Annotated in this window: 16 protein-coding genes and 1 riboswitch; of the genes, 11 read left to right on the top strand and 5 right to left on the bottom strand. The window is 57.2% G+C overall.

The genetic code is table 11. The features are described from left to right. Positions 1 to 43 precede the first annotated feature (43 nt). From WD012_RS06155 to WD012_RS06145, 3 genes are all read right to left on the bottom strand, one after another. Positions 44 to 835, bottom strand: coding sequence for a DUF4191 domain-containing protein (locus WD012_RS06155; protein ID WP_339562885.1), 792 nt, complete (start codon positions 833 to 835; stop codon positions 44 to 46). Positions 836 to 986: 151 nt separating this feature from the next. Continuing rightward, a complete protein-coding gene (gene lpdA / locus WD012_RS06150; RefSeq protein WP_339562884.1) occupies positions 987 to 2465 on the bottom strand; it encodes a dihydrolipoyl dehydrogenase in 1479 nt (492 codons plus the stop codon). Between the two features lie 864 nt (positions 2466 to 3329). Next, positions 3330 to 3956 carry a DUF3043 domain-containing protein gene (locus tag WD012_RS06145; RefSeq protein WP_152356107.1) on the bottom strand — a complete coding sequence of 209 codons (627 nt, stop codon included), beginning with the start codon at positions 3954 to 3956 and terminating at the stop codon, positions 3330 to 3332. Between the two features lie 202 nt (positions 3957 to 4158). Here WD012_RS06145 and WD012_RS06140 point away from each other — a divergent pair, with 202 nt between their 5' ends. Further along, positions 4159 to 5529 carry a dipeptidase gene (locus tag WD012_RS06140; RefSeq protein WP_339562883.1) on the top strand — a complete coding sequence of 457 codons (1371 nt, stop codon included), beginning with the start codon at positions 4159 to 4161 and terminating at the stop codon, positions 5527 to 5529. 2071 nt (positions 5530 to 7600) lie between these two features. On the opposite strand, the gene WD012_RS06135 is transcribed toward WD012_RS06140, so the two are convergent. Together WD012_RS06135 and WD012_RS08505 are read right to left on the bottom strand one after the other, a co-directional pair. Then, positions 7601 to 8062 carry a hypothetical protein gene (locus WD012_RS06135; RefSeq protein WP_339562882.1) on the bottom strand — a complete coding sequence of 154 codons (462 nt, stop codon included), beginning with the start codon at positions 8060 to 8062 and terminating at the stop codon, positions 7601 to 7603. A gap of 184 nt (positions 8063 to 8246) precedes the next feature. Then, complete coding sequence (locus WD012_RS08505) at positions 8247 to 8423, bottom strand: matrixin family metalloprotease (RefSeq protein ID WP_422614376.1); 177 nt, start codon at positions 8421 to 8423, stop codon at positions 8247 to 8249. Between the two features lie 779 nt (positions 8424 to 9202). Between WD012_RS08505 and WD012_RS06130 the strand changes: the two genes are divergently transcribed. The 10 genes from WD012_RS06130 (at position 9203) to WD012_RS06085 (ending at position 16466) form a co-directional block, all read left to right on the top strand. Next, the gene (locus tag WD012_RS06130; protein WP_339562881.1) at positions 9203 to 9535 is read left to right on the top strand and encodes a hypothetical protein; all 333 of its coding nucleotides are present in this window, start codon (positions 9203 to 9205) and stop codon (positions 9533 to 9535) included. A gap of 52 nt (positions 9536 to 9587) precedes the next feature. After that, positions 9588 to 9773 carry a hypothetical protein gene (locus WD012_RS06125; RefSeq protein WP_339562880.1) on the top strand — a complete coding sequence of 62 codons (186 nt, stop codon included), beginning with the start codon at positions 9588 to 9590 and terminating at the stop codon, positions 9771 to 9773. Continuing rightward, the gene (locus tag WD012_RS06120) at positions 9766 to 10293 is read left to right on the top strand and encodes a hypothetical protein (RefSeq protein WP_339562879.1); all 528 of its coding nucleotides are present in this window, start codon (positions 9766 to 9768) and stop codon (positions 10291 to 10293) included. The genes WD012_RS06125 and WD012_RS06120 overlap by 8 nt, the downstream gene beginning before the upstream one ends. 98 nt (positions 10294 to 10391) lie before the next feature. Further along, entirely contained in the window at positions 10392 to 11132 is a 741-nt protein-coding gene (locus tag WD012_RS06115) for a hypothetical protein (protein WP_339562878.1), read from the top strand. A gap of 304 nt (positions 11133 to 11436) precedes the next feature. Next, positions 11437 to 11772, top strand: coding sequence for a hypothetical protein (locus WD012_RS06110; protein ID WP_339562877.1), 336 nt, complete (start codon positions 11437 to 11439; stop codon positions 11770 to 11772). A 54-nt stretch (positions 11773 to 11826) separates the two neighbouring features. Then, positions 11827 to 12537 carry a hypothetical protein gene (locus WD012_RS06105; protein WP_339562876.1) on the top strand — a complete coding sequence of 237 codons (711 nt, stop codon included), beginning with the start codon at positions 11827 to 11829 and terminating at the stop codon, positions 12535 to 12537. Positions 12538 to 12584: 47 nt separating this feature from the next. Further along, positions 12585 to 13370, top strand: a complete 786-nt coding sequence (locus WD012_RS06100) for a hypothetical protein (protein WP_339562875.1) — start codon at positions 12585 to 12587, stop codon at positions 13368 to 13370. Positions 13371 to 13438: 68 nt separating this feature from the next. After that, positions 13439 to 14524, top strand: coding sequence for a hypothetical protein (locus WD012_RS06095; protein WP_339562874.1), 1086 nt, complete (start codon positions 13439 to 13441; stop codon positions 14522 to 14524). After that, the gene (locus WD012_RS06090) at positions 14515 to 15282 is read left to right on the top strand and encodes an ABC transporter ATP-binding protein (protein ID WP_339562873.1); all 768 of its coding nucleotides are present in this window, start codon (positions 14515 to 14517) and stop codon (positions 15280 to 15282) included. The genes WD012_RS06095 and WD012_RS06090 overlap by 10 nt, the downstream gene beginning before the upstream one ends. Then, positions 15279 to 16466, top strand: a complete 1188-nt coding sequence (locus tag WD012_RS06085; protein ID WP_339562872.1) for a hypothetical protein — start codon at positions 15279 to 15281, stop codon at positions 16464 to 16466. Before WD012_RS06090 ends, WD012_RS06085 begins: the two co-directional genes overlap by 4 nt. A 50-nt stretch (positions 16467 to 16516) precedes the next feature. Then, positions 16517 to 16627, top strand: a riboswitch (TPP riboswitch). The last annotated feature ends 1 nt before the right edge of the window (position 16628 follow it).

The following is a 16628-nucleotide window of genomic DNA, read 5'->3' as shown; positions in this document are numbered from 1 at the left end:
GATGTCGCTGTGCGTTTAGTGTTGCCGCGACCAGCGATATAAGTCAGCGACCGCGCAGCGCTCGACGATTGACATGCTGAGCACGCGTCGGGTCGATGCCCTTCGGGATGCCGTAGCCCTGCTTGAGCTGCAGGGTGCGCAGACGCTCGTTAAGCGTGTTGAGCTCGGTTTTGGTTAGGTAGAAGCGGGTGCGCGGGTGGAGTTTCTTCGCGATCCACAGCTTGTGGTGGGTCGGTTCGTTGCTCTTGCACTTGAGCACGGCACGACGCACGTCCTTCAAGCGCACCTGATGTTCGCCGGTGCCCACGCAGATGCGGTAGACCGGGATTGACGAGCCGGCGGTGACGCCCTTGATCTTGCGCTCTTCGCGGTCCATCGCGCGGCTGACGCGCTGCTCGTCGCCCTCACCGAGCAGGTAGATGCCGGAATTGCTGGTGCCGCGCCAGATCATGTCCTTCGTTTTCGGATCGACCCACACCGGTTCCTGCGGGAAGGAGTAGCCGGCCTTGCTGATATTGCCCAGCACACCGATGGCGGCGCCCGGCTGGCCTTCGAGCTTTGCGTAGCCGACTCGGTCGGCGCGGTTGGTGAGCACCATGGTGAAGAACAGGGCGCCCAGCATGACCGCGGTGATCATGAGCAGGATCCAGGCGATGACCGACCAGTGGAACACGATGCCGAGCACAATCGCGACGACAATCGGCGCGATGAAGGCGCCTGCAGCCAGCCAAGGCAGCTTCTTATCCTCTTTGTAGGTGAACTTGAACAGCGCGATGATATTCTTCACCATGTTCTGGCGCTTGCCGCCATTGCTCTTTTCGGCCTTGTCTGCCATTTGCGATCCTTATCTTCTGGGAAACGGACACACTGTGCACCACTCTACCAAACGGTATGGAAGCGCCGGAGGCTGCCCGCGGGTAGCGAAATCGCTGTCTGTGGGCAGCTTTCCGCGGTCGCGGTCCGGGTCCGCGGCGGTGTCGTGCGGCTCAGCGCGTATGCAACGGCCGCCCGTCCGCCTTGAGCATCGCCTCGCCGAGCGTCTCGCTGAAGGTCGGATGCGGGTGGATGAGCCGCGCCGCCTGGCTCAGCGGCACATGGTTGCCGACCAGCTGCTCGGCTTCGGCTATCAAGTCGCTGGCCACAGGCGACATCATGTGTACGCCGAGAATCACCTCGGTATCCGGGTCGCTCGCGCGCATGCCGCTCACCACGGACATCGAACCCGCGGAGCCGCTCATCAGCATGCGCGCGTTCGACAGCATCGGGTACAGGGTTTCCTTGACTTCCTGCACATCGTCGCGCTTCTGCGCCTCGTCAAGCGTCATGCCGACGGAAGCGACCTCTGGCGTGGAGAACACGACCTGCGGCACGGCGTCATCGTCAACCGGCGGGGGATTGAGCCCGGCAATCGATTCCGCGATGACGATGCCCTGCTCGTACGCGCGGTAGGCGAGTGCCGGTCCGACCGTAATATCACCCACCGCCCACACGCCGGGCACATTGGTGCGTCCGTATGCGTCGGTGACGACGAAACCGTCGTCGGTCAGGGCGATGCCGTTCGAAGTGAACCATGGGCTTGACGTGTTCGGGGTGCGGCCGATCGCGGCGAGCACCACTTCGCCGTATGCGGTGTGGTCCGTCGCGTCATCGCCGCGCGTGTAGTGGACGGTCGCACCGAGATTGACGCCCGTATCGACATGGCTGACTGAGGTGTGGTCGATGATGGTGATGCCGTGCCGTTTCAACTCGCGCGTCAACGCCATGGAAGTCCTGCGGTCCCACGCCGACAGCAGCCGGTCCTTGCGGATCAACATGGTCACGTCAGTGCCGGCGGCATGCCACATCGAAGCGAATTCGATGGCGATGGCCCCGGCGCCGATAATCACCGCGCTGGACGGGAACTGGTTGCGCGCCAACGCCTGCGTGGAGTCGATGAGCGCCCCGCCGAACGGCTGACCGGGCAGCGGCTTGGGTTCCGAGCCAGTGGCCAGGACCACATGTTCCGCGTTGAAGACCAAGGTCTGGCCGGCGTCCTCGGGGATTTCCGCATTGCGGAACCGTTGTACCTGTTGTGTTCCGGCGCTGGGGGTGACACTGACTGTGGAATGGTCGGTCAGCTCGGCCTGCCCGCGGATGACTGTGACCTTGCGGTGGGCGAGCAAACCGGCCAGCCCCTTGGTCATCGTGTCGACGATGTGCAGCCGATAATCGCGTAGCACACCGTAATCCACGCCGCTGAGTGTGGCATCGATCCCCAGCTGCTGGGCGCGTCCGATTGTGTCGATGGTGCGTGTGGCGGTCAGCAGCGCCTTGGATGGGATGCATCCACGGTTCAAGCATGTGCCGCCGAGTGTGGCGTCCCGTTCAATCAGCACAACGGATTTGCCCAGTTGCGCGGCTCGTAGTGCGGTGGCGTATCCGCCCGGCCCGGCCCCGATGATGACGATGTCGGCATGTTCACTCATATGGCCTCCTCGCACATGGCCCGTCGCGCTGCCGTGTGCGCCGGGCTTCGGTTCAGGTTGCAATGTCTTCCAGTCTAAGGTGACGCTTCTACCTGCCGCCCGTATCCGCCTGTGGCGAAGCGTGCGGTTGGCGGGTGGAGTGGGTGCAGCGGTTGGGGTGGTGTTGGTGCGGTTGTTGGAGCGGCTGTGCAGTGGTGGTTGTGCAGTGGTGGTTGTGGCGACAGTGAGACAGTGCGCCTCATTGCGCATGTCGTGACATACGCCATCCGTGAGATAGTGGTCCATTCGCGGCCTCGGCAGAATGACTGACGCGATGAGCATGCCTTGACATGCGTAACGCGACAGATTCCCCATGCGACAGGAGGTGACGATGGTGTTTGGCCCTGTCCTGTATGCCATGACATACAGGACTTGTCGGATGTCGGCAGAAGCCGCCGTCGTTCGTGTCGCGTTGTCTCGTTGTGTATGCCGCAACATACGAAGCTTGTCGGATGTCGCCAGATACTGCCGCTTGTCAGTGCGGCGCATCCAATCGAGTATGTTTCGGCATACACAACAGCGCAGATCCCATGCGAGTTTGGGATTGCTGATAGTGCCACACCGTGTTGTGCATGCCTTGACATGCGTAATCCGTCAGATGCGTCATGTCCGGCTGTCACGAGTGATGATATGTTTCCTCATGTATGTCCGGATACGCGCGCCACAACATCTCAACTGGCACTGCCGATGCGTCGCGCCTGCCTTGAGACCATCGGTGCCATTCAGCCAAGCACATCAGCGTATGCCGCCACATACAACAACCCCGCTGCGGTGGTATGCCGCAACGGGGTGTCAGACAAAACCGGAAAAGCGACCGAACGAAACTCAGTCAGGCCAGTTGCCGCGCTTCGGCGAGGTGGGCTTGGGCAGACGCCACCGGCGGATCTGGATCGACCGGCTCCACGCGTACATGCACGAGCGCGAACCGCGGGCCACCGCGCGGTCGCCGAACTTGGCGACCAGCTTCTTCTTGAGCTTATGCCACATCACCACAATGTCGATGATCACCGCGAACAGGTACGCGTACATGAGAATCGTCAGCACAATCACTGCTTGCGGGCTGCGGGAGCTGAACACCATCATGACGACCATCATCACGACAATCACCGGAATGAAGAACTCGCCCAGATTGTAGCGGGCATCCACATAATCGCGGATATACACGCGCCACGGCAGCTGCTCCGACTTCGGCATATGACGGACGTCGCCGTTCTGCATCGCCTCGTATTCCGCGTCCTCTTTCGCACGAATCCGCTGCTTGGCGGCCTTCGCGCTCGCCTTGCGGTCCTTGGGGACGAGCGGGCGAAGATTGCGCGCCTGCGCCTCCTTGCGTTTGGGGGTCGGACGGCCCTTGCCTTCAGTGATTTTCGCGCCTGATTCCTTCGACGCGGCCGGTTCGTCCTGCTCGGCCGGCTGCTCGTCGGTGGTCTTCTTGAACGGGTTCCATGTCATGCTTGCAGGTTACGGTGACCACTAGACGCTCGCAGCCCGGCAATCCGCCCGGAACCGCCGAAAACCGGCCCGATGGGCACGGCCGAACGCCACGGTATCACGGTATTACGGTATGCGGATGGAGCGCGGCGGCGACACATCACAGATATCGCAGATATCACACACATCGCACACACGATGACCAGATATATAAGGAGAACTCATGACCGCGTTGAATGAACAGACCGTCCGCGCGCGCGTAGAAGCCGACTGGACCAGGATCGTCGACCTGCTTAAAGAGAAGATCGCACTCAAAGCCGTGTCCGCGCAAGGCATCACCGGCGAGCATATGAAGCGTTCGGCTGAATTCGTCGCCGGCGAAATGCGCAAGGTCGGTATCGATGCGCATGTCGAACAGTCCACGAACCCGGACGGCACCCCGGGCGCGTGGGAGGTCATCGGCTCGCATATCGTCGACCCGGAAGCGCCCACCGTGCTCCTGTACGCGCACCACGATGTGCAGCCCGCCCCGAATCCTGCGGACTGGGACATCGACGACCCCTTCACCGCCACCCAGGTGGGCGACCGCCTTTACGGGCGCGGCACCTGCGACGACGGCGGCGGCATCGCCATCCACTCGGGTGCGCTCAAGGCGCTCGGCGATGACCTGCATGTCAATATCAAAGTGTTCTTCGAAGGTGAAGAGGAAATGGGCTCGCGCAGCTTCATACCGTTCATCGAAGCGCATCGCGACGAATTCGACTCCGACGTCATCATCGTCGCGGACTCCGGCAACTGGACCCCGGACATCCCCAGCCTGACCACCAGCCTGCGCGGCAACACCACGCTCGACGTGAGCGTGAAAGTCCTCGACCATCCCGTCCATTCCGGGCAGTACGGCGGGCCGATTCTCGACGCTAATACGCTCGCCGCCATGCTCATCGCCTCCATGTACAACGCCGACGGCGAGCTTAACATCCCCGGCCTGCTCTCCCAGGAGCCGATCGGCGGTCTGCAACAGGATCTCGACCCCGACAAGGTGCGTTCCGACACGTCGCTCGTGCCCGGTTACCGTTTCGCCGGCATCGGTTCGCTCGCCTCACGCCTGTGGACCAAGCCGAGCGCCACGGTCATCGGATTCGACGCGCACCCGGTCGACGGGTCGTTCAACGTGATCGCCAACGAGACGCGATTCCGCCTGTCTGTGCGCACTGCCCCCGGCCAGCGGCCTGAAGTGGCTCAGCAGGCGGTTGCCGATTTCCTCACCGCGCACGCGCCATTCGGTGCGAGCGTGACCGTGACCCCGCTGGACAACGGTATGGGTTGGGCCATGGATCCGAGCGCCGAAGCGACCGAGGATGCGCTCGCTGCCATGCGTGAGGCGTTCGGCGTTGAACCGATCAACAAGGGTGAGGGCGGTTCCATCCCGTTCATCCCCGAATTGCAGCGCATCTTCCCGAAGGCGCAAGTGTTGGTGACCGGGCCCGAAGACCCGCAATCCAACGCGCACAGCCCCAACGAGTCGGTCAGCCTGCCCGGGTTGAAGAAGAACGTGGTCGCCGAGGCGCTGCTGCTCGCCAAACTCGGGGAGTGACGCGGCGGCGGATGTCGCGGTCGAGGTGATCGATCGCGTGTTGTTTGCCTGGTGAGACGGTGGTGCCGGTGCTGGCGCGGGTGCTGGTGTCGGTGCCGCCGCCTTTTGTGCGGTTGCGGCGGTTGTGTGTGGTTGCGTATGTCTGCGCATGCGCAAGTTGCAACGATGTCTGTCGTTGGCTGCTGACTGTGGGACATCTGTCGCGCAGTGTATGTCTCGGCATGCGTGATGATACAGGTCGACCGGTGGGGGTCGTTGCTTGCGGGGTATCTGTTGCGTTGCGTATGTCTGTGCATGCGTGACGATGCTGATTAGTCAGCGCGGGGGACTGGTTGAGGTGTGTTGGAAATGCTGCGTATGTCTCGGCATACGCGAGTTGCACTGGATGCCTGTCGGCGGCGACTGTCTGTGGGGTATCTGTTGTGTTGCGTATGTCAGGACACACACAATCTGTAGGACGTCCCATCATTTGATGTTGACGTAGGTAGATATGTCGCGTTACGTATGTCTCGGCATGCGTAAGTTGCAATGATATCTGTCGGTGACCGTTGGTTGTGGAGTATCTGTCGTGTTGCGTATGTCTGTGCATGCGTTATGGTGCGAATCGGTTGGTCTCGGCCATTGTCTGTGGGTCATCTGTTGTCTTGTGTATGTCCCGGCATGCGCGAGTTGTTGGTCTGGGTGCGCATGATACGTGCCGTGTGCCGATATGCAGCGTTACGTATGCCGTGACATACGTAACGGATTCCTTGGATGAGGAAAGAATCACGGCAGAAGTCATGGTGTTGGATTGTGTATGCGAGGGCATGCGTGATAAGCGGGTTCGGATGGCGCGCCTCAATGGTCATGTGCGATACGTTGCGTTGCGTATGTCTGTGCATGCGTGATCGGTGGGACAGGCTGACGTTTGTTGCCGGCGTAGGTGGGTTTGCAATGTTGCGTATGCCCCGGCATACGCAAGTTGCAATGGATGCCTGTCGGCGGCGACTGTCTGCGGGGTATCTGTTGTGTTGCGTATGTCCGGGCGTGCGCAACCTGTAGGATGTCCCATCATTTCGTGCTGACGTAGGCAGATATGTCACGTTGCGTATGTCGTGGCATGCGCTAGAACAAGCCCGGTCAGCAATATGATGCTGACTGCTACAGATGCGCAGGATTGCGTATGTACAGGCATACACGATTGGTAACGCGGCTGATGGCTACGGGATGGCATGGTGCTGTGATCGCTGGGCGTGTGAGGATTCGCTCACACAGTGGGTGGTTGGTTGCCGGATATGGATTATGGAAGGCTGGCGGACGCCAGTTTGTGAGGATTGGCTCACACGGTGGGGTGCTGGCAGGTCGCGGGATGCGGATGAAGTGTTGGAATCGGTGATTGTGTGAGTCGGGGCTCACACGTTGGCGGTGGTCTGGGCTCCTGGTGCTGATTTTTGGTTGGGTACCGGTCATCGTGTGAGGATTCACTCACACGGTGGGGTGCGGGCAGGGTGTGGGAGGCATAAGAGACTTTGGAATCTGTGATTATGTGAGTGCCGGCTCACACAATCACCGCCGGCAGAGCCCATGTTGCAGATCCCGGTTTGGAAACCAGTAATTGTGTGAGGATTGGCTCGCACGATGACCTGTCCGGGCGGCTTCAGACTGTGCATTCTGCTCGGGCTGCTCCAGTTTGTGAGGATTGGCTCACACCTTGGCGGTGAGTTGGTCTCGTGTTGCTGATTTTGGTTGGGTGCCGGTCATCGTGTGAGGATTGGCTCACACAGTGGGGTGCTGGCAGGTCGCGGGATGCGGATGAAGTGTTGGAATCGGTGATTGTGTGAGCCGGGGCTCACACGTTGACGGTGGTCTGGGCTCCTGATGCTGATTTTTCGTTGGGTACCGGTCATCGTGTGAGGATTCACTCACACAATCACCGGCTGGCGGCGGGCACGGGCAGGTTGAAAGGCTGGTGGGTGTCACAGTGCGAGCCAATCCTCACACTGTGGCACCCACCGCAACGGCACCCACCGCAACGGCACCCCGCACCGGCACCCACCGCAACGACACCCGCCAGCCCGCTATCCGCAGCCTGTCAGCTTGCGGGTACTTCGTCGACGGTCAGCGTTGCGGGCAGGTTGTCGCCGGAGTCGTTGTTCACCCGGTTGAAGGTCTCCCCGCTGATATCCTGTTCGTTTGCCGTGCCCGTTTGTGCCTTCGCTTTCGCGGTGGTGGGGGCGAGGTAGATTCCGGCGTCCGCTCCTGTCACGTAGTATTGCGAGGCGAGGTCGCCGGACAGTCCGCTGTGCACGAGGAACAGCAGGTAGGTCGATCCGGTTTTCATGATCGCCCCCGCGGTCTGGTTCTTGGTTGAACCGGTCTGGCGGACAACGACGGCCTTATCGCCGGCATCGCCTTTCTTCGTCGTGATGACTTTGACCGTGGAGAGAGTGAAGTCAGTGTCATCGTCGATGTCCTGGACGACTTTCTGGTCGGCGACGGTGCCGACGATCACCAGATCGGAATCATCCGTAATCGCTTTGACGGAGTCGTACATTTTAACTCTCGAAATTTCGCCTTTGCTCGTCGTTGCATTTCCGCTCGTCTGAGCAGTTGTTCCTGATGAACCGCAGGCGCCGACTCCAAAAGCAATCGAGAGAGCGGCCACCATTGCCAGAATCGGCTTTACGAGCCGTGTATGCTTCTTCATATCAGCACGCTTTCCATAGTCTTGTTGGTTATCAATATAGATTGTTGATGCCATTTTTTTCATCGCTTGTAAGGGTCCTCACACCTCCTCTCAAATACGCGTCCGAGGCGGATTGATACATGACATGATTGATTCCACTGACATGGCCAAGTCCCCAGACATGGCATAGTTCATGTAGCCAGACGACTTTGAGTCGGTCGAAAGGCATTCCTGTGGATAGGTATCGCGTGTTTAATTTTGAACTTGCACTTCGAGTGCTTCCGAGAACGACGTTCCATTGTGACTGACCTTCCCAACCTGTTGCCCCATAGTCAGCGGCATAGGCTTTCCAAGATGGTGATGTGCTGTCAGTCCATGAAAAATGGACGTCTGTCTGCTGATTGATTTCGAAGACTGCATTTCCCATTGCGGTCTCGAATGTCCCCGATATCGCAGAAGCGGAGATCTGCTGAGTCGGGCTACCCCACTTTGAGCCGCTTGTCGTTGAGGCTGCTGCTGAAATAGTCGAGAGATATACGACCATGCAGACTGTAATACTGACACATGCGGCATGTTTGATATTATGAACTAACGAATGGCGTTTCATGTTTTTCCTTATCTATACACGAATTATCACTCCAATGAAAAATGACGAAATTTGAAATTGAAATGGCTGTGAATATATAATACTACTTACATCATTACCCCTTTCTATCTCCTAACAACACTGTCGTTACAAAGTATAGCATATGGGCATACTCTTCGTGCGTTAGTTTGGCGTCAAATGCAGATCTGCAGTAAACCTCCACGAAAACGTCGTAATCGTAGGGATCCGCTGCTGCGGATAGTAGCATCGCTGTAACATGATCAATTGATAATTGAGGTTGAGATGTACATTTTGCCAAGATAGTGAGGGTTGCTTTAGTTTGTAGATTGCAGTATCATAGCAAGAGGATTTACCTTATGGCGGGTAAGTACCTGTGCATCGAGAATCCAAAGATGGAGGACATGATGAAAAAGAAGAGTAAAGTGGTTGGGATTTCTGCTGCGGCAATCGCTGCAGGAGTATGTCTTGCAATGGCAGGCCCGGCGAGTGCAGAAATACATTATCCTGTCGGCAGTGGTAGTTTCAATCGCGGAAATTACTGGGGGAACTGGAGTGCAACGATAACGAAATCGCAAGTGCATACAAACTCATTCTCGAATCACCAGTACTGTAAGGCGGTGCAGGATAGATATAAAGTCAATGAGATGACCACGGGGATTAACACGCCGTGTGACGTGTCTGCCATTGGTGGTAACTCTGCGCATTATGATTATGTCGAATTTTATCTGAAATAAATTATATCAGAGTTGACTCAATAGAGCTGGATTGGGGGATGTAAACCATGCAATGGACAAGAACAATATTCAGTTGTCTGCTGATTTTTGCAGTGGTAAGCGGGATAATGTCGCTGTCATCGTGCTCCCGGCCCGGTTCTCAGGATCCCGCTTCTTCGGCGTCGAACACGGCGTCGGCGCCGAAGACGGGTTCAAAACTGGCGTCGTCGCTGAAAGCGTATGCCCAGTCCATGCTTGATGGCGACAGGCAATCGTCCCAGATGGGCGAGGAGCAGAAGGCGATCATCGAGCGTGCCGCCAAGGGCGACGGCACAGTGTCGCGCGCGGATTATGAACAGGCGTGGGCGAACTATCGCAAATGCATTGTGGATCGGGGCTGGACCGATCCGACACTCAAGCATCTTGACGGGTTGTACGCGGCCCCGCCCATCGATGTGGAAGGCTTGAGCGACGCGCAGCAGCACAAGCTGGACGAAGACCTGCAATACTGCTCCATCACGTATGTGACCGATCTTGACCAGCTGTATCGCACCCAGGTTGCCAATCCGGGGTTGTCAAGCGCGAACTATCAGCTGATTGTGGATTGTCTGAAGAAGAATGGCGTTGTCGGCAAGGATTACACGTCGGACAAGCTCCAGGACGATCTCGGTGACAAACTGGATTTGTCGGATTCCGCCGTCCAGACCTGCCTGGTGAAATATGGATACTCCGCGAACGACGCGCGCGATGAAAGCGCATACTGGAAACCGCTGGGATAGGCTATACTGAGAGAAATATGTTCCTTCGCTGGTTGGTCAGTGGGGGGGGCTTGGCATAACGACTCCGATGGTGGAGTGCATGGGAAGGGGAGAAGGCCATGAAGCCCAAGATGATGCATGTTGTCGCGGTTGGTCTTGCGATGGCGATGATGCTGTCGGCATGTTCGATGCGCACTTCTGCACAGAAGCAGGAAACAACCTCGTCTCCTTCAGCGTCGGCGTCACAGACGGGCGGGAAGATAGCGTCGTCCTTGCAAGAATTTGCTCAATTCTTGCTGGATGCGGATGCAAAACACCCGTCGATGGCCGACGAACAGAAAGAAACCATCGAGCGTGCCGTCAAGAACAACGGTAAACTTACACGCGCTGACTATGAGCAGGCGTGGAGCACGTATCGCACATGCATCACTTCACGGGGATGGACGTCCCCGCCCGTGATACAGCATGGGGACTTGTATGGTGAGCCACAGGTCAACACGAAAGGGATGAGTAAGGAGCAGTCAGACAGATTGTTCGAGGACATTCAGGATTGTGCCTTCAAGTACAAGACCAATGTGGATTCATTGTACCGTACGCAAGTTGGCAATCCTGGTTTGTCTTCCGATACGGATCAGCTGATTGTTGACTGTCTCATCAAGAATGGTGTAGTTCCCGCGTCGTTCACTAAGAAACAATACAAGAAGGAGATGGGAGAAGACCTGTCCCCCGGGGAGAAATACACGGGACCGACATCATTTTCCGTAAGTGATGAGCGCGTCCAATCCTGCTTCTTCGCCCAAGGCTTCTATTTCAACGACGATGCGGGAACGTCGGAACCGGTATGGAAACCGATATCTTGAACAAGCCGGAATAGTTGATATCAGTATTCGATGATGAAATCTGCAATAGTCCAAAGAAGGTGATGGGGTTATGAGATGTGTAGGGCAGAGAATAATCGGTGTTGTCGCTGTTATAGCGTGAGTCTGCTCGTACACGTACCGTTACTATTCGGCTGCAATAATGCGTGTTTCGTGATGCGTAATGAAGTGATGGCTGAGAATATTGCAAACGTAAGCCGATTGTTGTATAATTATCACAGTTGTATTCTTGAAGTTGAGAATGCAACTGAAAATGTAAATCGATAACTCCAATGAAGGAGGAGCTATGAAACAACAGGGGAAGAAAAAAGTGGTCGGGCTCGCAGCGGCTGTGCTTGCTGCAGGGTTGTGCTTGACGGTGGCAGGTCCTGCGAGCGCGGAAACTCATTATCCAACAAGCGGTACGAGTTTTAATCGGGGCAACTATTGGGGGAATTGGACATCGACAATTACTCGTTCCGCAGTGCATACGAATTCATTTTCTAACCATCAATATTGCAAAGCTGTCCAAGACCGCTATATCATACAGGAAGCGCACACAGGCATTAATACTTCTTGCGATGTGATTGCAATCGGAACAAATTCTGCGCATTATGATTATGTGCAGTTTAATATGGAATAATATGAATTAACATTTTCAATATAATATGGGGAATCGGTTCGAGAGAAGGACGATATGAAACGTGATGTATTCGCTGTGTCTAAACTGTTTGCAGTTGTGACGTGTTGCGTCATGCTGTTGTCATCTTGTTCTCGTTCCGGTTCCCCTGATACCACTGTTTCATCTGAGTCTCCTTCAGCGTCGGCGTCACAGACGGGAGCACGTCTTGCCTCGTCGTTGAAAGCATACGCGCAGTCGATTCTTGATGCTGATAAACAATCGCAGAAGATGGGTGACGAGCAAAGGAACGTAGTCGAGAAGGCTGCGAAAGGGGACGGCACCGTCTCTCGTGCTGATTATGAACAGGCATGGGCGAACTATAAACAGTGCATCGTAAACCGAGGGTGGACCAGCCCCAATTTGAGGGAAGCGGACGGGCTATACGCAGAGCCTCCGATTAATGCGGAAAACATGACGGAGGCGCAGACGACAAAATTATCGCAGGATACTGATTATTGCGCAACGACATACGTGGTGGACGTCGATCAGCTGTACCGGACCCAGGTTGCCAATCCGACGCTGTCAACGGCGAATGTTCAGTTGATAGTGAAGTGTCTTGTGGCAAGCGGCGTCGTAAGCAGTGACTATACGACAGAAGAATTCCAAAAAGATAGCAGCAGTCTGGATTTCTCAGATAGCAAGGTGCAATCCTGTCTGATTAAATATGGATACCACGCCGTCGACGCCTCCAAGGAAAAAGACAGCCTATGGAAGCCGATAGGCTGATGGGCACGACGGTGCCAAACGGTATTCGGTAAAGGAAATAGGGGACGGTGACGAACATGAAAATCAAGTGGCGGAGTATCATCAGCGCTCTTGCGATTATTGTTTGCGTCGGGGCCTGCGCCAGTGCATGTTCCGCGCCGTGGTCCGGGAAGACGCAGGCGGACAAGGCTAATACTTCAGGGGAATCCCCTTCTTCTCAATCCAGTGCTGATACGGATTTTGGGGAAGATAGTGGCCATCTTGCTTCTTCACTGCAAGCGTTGGCAAAACGAATGCTGAATGATGACAATACCTTGAAAAAAGAGAAAAAGGACAGCGATGATGTTATGAGCGCCCAGCAGCGGGACATCATCGTACGTGCGACAAAGAACAATGGTAAAATATCGCGTTCGGACTACGAACAGTCTTGGATGAACTTTCGCTCCTGCATCGTGAATCGTGGCTGGACCGATCCAAAACCCCTTTCATACGGTGGGTTCTATTCCATGCCCGCTATGAATTATGCTGGGTTGACGGATTCGCAAAGCAAGAAACTTGACAAAGATTTATCGTATTGCATCGGCCATGAAATGATGAATGTTGATTTACTGTATCGTACACAGGAGGGCAATGCCGAACTGTCTACGGATTATCATCAGCTTATCGTCGATTGTCTGATTAAGAAAAACGTTGTCCCGACATCGTATTCGAAAGACCAGTTCTCGAAGGATACGTCGAGCGACTCGGCCCCGGAATTCTTCCATAGTGCAGAAGCGCAGGAATGCTTTGCACTGTATCAGTACGGGTACGCCGAAGCGTCAGATCAGGCGTCGTACTGGAAACCGTTGGGATAGGTCGCGCACCATCCGCACCGATTGCCGGTATGCGATAGTCCGTCAGCAACAAGAGAAGGGGAACATCGATGTTTCGTCATGAGCGTGGTGTCAAAGGCAAAGTCGACAACAAACGCCGCCGGCATGTCAATATCGCGGCGTGGGTCATCATGGCCATCGTGGTGGCCGCCGCAATCACCGCGGGGGCGTGCGCGATGTTCATGCCCGACCGTCCGCCCGCACTACTGGGCACATCCGGAGAAGTGACGCAAGCCAAAGTATCGACGCAGCAGTACAACGGCGCACAAACAGTCACACTGATCCCCAGCATCGCCAGCGACAGGACCATTCTGGGCAACAGCACCGGCACCGTGACAGCGGATTATTCAGGCAACGGACTATCTTCCGGCCATGCCTGCATGCGCGTCAACGACCGTGCCGTCATCGCCCTGAACACCGCCCTGCCGTTGTACCGCGACCTGCACGTGGAAGACCGGGGGCAGGACGTGCGTGCGCTGAACAATGAACTGTCCCGGCTTGGCTACCAATCCGACGCCGACAGCGACCGGTACTCATGGAATACCCAGCAAGGGTGGAAACGCCTCATGGCGGACAACGGTTCGGACAGCGACGGTACGCTCCTGCTCAGCGACATCCTATGGATCCCCGAGCAGAGCGTCACCGTCAGCAACTGGCAGGGAACTACAGGCGCAAGCGTCACCCAAGGGTCGCAGATCGGCGATATTCCGGGGGCTTTGGTCAAACTCAGCATCAAGAACACGAACCCCTCGGACCAGGATCGGGTGATCACCGTATTCGGCCAATCGACCACACTGCCCGCAGGCCAGACCGCCATCGACAACGCCGACTACCTCAAACAGGTTTCGGCGACGGAAGAATACAAAACCCAGACCAAGGACACGCTTGCGGCGGGCATCAGCGGCACGCTCTCCCTGGCGCAATCCATTGAAGCGCTTCGCGTGCCCGCGGGCGCCGTATTCGGCCTGAACGGGAGCAAAGGGTGCATCATGACCACGGACGGGACGAAACATGCCGTCACCGTTGTCGGCTCTTCGCTTGGCGTCAGTCTCGTGCAGCTCAATGACGGCGGCAACACGTCATCCATCACCTCGGTGGAAATCGGGTCGAAGATCGCGGGCGCAACATGCTCCTGAAAGCAATAGACCTGGCACACCGTTTCCCGGGAACGGATATTTTGTTCGAGCATCTTGATTTCGAAATCAGCCCGGGGCAGACCGTCGCGCTGTGCGGGCCTTCCGGATGCGGTAAATCCACCTTGCTGTCGATTCTCGCGGGATGGGTGAAACCATGGGCGGGGCAAGTCGAACGCGACGACATCCACCGCATCGGGTGGGTATTCCAAAACCCTTACGGTGTTCCGGAGCGAACCGCGCTCGACCACGTGGTCTTCCCGCTGCTTTGCCACGGCTTGAGCAGACGTGAGGCGATCCCTGAAGCGTTGCAAGCCATGGGGCTGTTCGATTTGGAATATGCGGCGGACCGGAGGTTTTCCGAACTCTCCGGCGGCGAAGCGCAACGGCTGATGCTTGCCCGAGCCGTATGCTCGCATCCTGACGTGCTGCTCGTCGACGAGCCGACTGCGCAGCTGGACACGCGAACGGCGGCATCCGTGAGCGAAGTGTTGGGCAATCTCGCGGGGCAAGGCATGATCGTGGTCGTGGCAACGCATGACCCGCGTGCCAGGGACGCGTGCGACCGGGTCATCGATTTGGCTGATTACGCGCCGGTCGGTGCTGAAAACGCGGATGGGGACGCGGGCCAGAGCGCTGCTGCACGTGTGGACGGAAGCGTTGCGGAGAGCGCGAGCGGAAATATCGATGAGAACGCTGCTGGAAGCGTTGCCGGAAGCGTTGCTGGAAGCGCCGATGGAAGCGAGGGGGTTAGGTCATGAATCTCCGGTCAATCTGCTCCGAAGCCGTGCGCAACATCAGCGCGGGAACTACGCGGGCGGCATGGTTTTTCCTCGTCATGCTCATCACCGGTGTGCTTCTCGGCGGGTACGAAGCCATGTCCATCGTGCAGCTCGAACAGGAAGCGATCACGCGTATCAGTTCGAACGCCGATACGAAAGCCCTCATCGGTGCAAGCGTCGATGGCCAAGCGTGCGACGGGCTTGAAATGGTCCACAACGGGCCAAGTCTTGCAGGAGCGGCCCGCGCTGCCGAAAGCATCACCGCGTCTTCGACGCCCGGCATGGAACTGCCCGCGTACGAAGTGACCCCGGGGTTCATCAAACTGCTTGCATCCGGGCAGAAAACAGCGAACGCGTCTTCGTCGTCTTCGTCGTCTTCGTCGTCTTCGTCGTCTTCGTCTTCTGCGTCCTCGTCTGCGCAACAGGGGGCTGCATCAACACAACAGGAAGTGAACGAGACCGCCGACACCTCGGGAATATGGATTTCAACCGACGTTTCGCATGATTTCGGGCTGGTCAAAGGCAGTGTCATGCAAACCAACCGTGGCGATATGACCATCGCCGGCGTATTCTCCTGGCCCAACGACGGCCGTGACACCAGATTCGCCTATGCAGCGATGATTCCGGTTTCGGCGTCCTCCGGCGAATTCACCGAATGCTGGGCGAAGCAGTGGCCGGTCAGCGAGCAGACCAACGACCTGCTGTATTCCACGGCGATTGTTTCAGGAACAGGCGGAAACACGACGGTCGCGCAGGTCAACAAATCCTTCGACTCCCGGTACAATGCGTACTCCAGCTATAAGAACCGCATGACGGTATGGCTGCCGTACGTCTCGCTGGCGGTCGGAGTGATTGCCGGAGTGATTTCCGTGCGGCGCAGACGACTGGAATACGCGGGTGCCTTGCACGTAGGGCAAACCAAAGGCGCCCAACTGCTCGAAATGATCTTGGAAACGCTGATTTGGGCGGGGCTGGCGACCATAGCGTGCCTGGCGTTGCTGTGCGCGTACTGCTGGCGTATGTCCACCGACGGCTGGATGAACATCTTCATCGCCGCCTGCCGAATCCCCGCAACCGGGTTCGCAGGGGCGATGGCCGCGACACTCCTCGCCGGGCTCAGCGTGCGGGAGTCCCAGCTGCTGCGGTTCTTCAAGAGCCGGTAATGCGCGTGCAATCGATCGGATAGACAAAATCATGGGGTGCCCCTAAACTGAACAACCGACACGGGGGCTTGGCTGAACGCCAGGCTGAGATGGGGGTTTCCTCCGACCGAATGAACGTGAACCGGGCAATGCCGGCGCACGGACGTCGCTCTTCCCGTGCCT

Source organism: Bifidobacterium thermophilum, from assembly GCF_037482445.1.
Taxonomy (GTDB): Bacteria; Actinomycetota; Actinomycetes; order Actinomycetales; family Bifidobacteriaceae; genus Bifidobacterium; species Bifidobacterium thermophilum_B.
The sequence above is the reverse complement of the archived record's forward strand: the minus strand, read 5'-3'. Positions and strand labels throughout refer to the sequence as shown.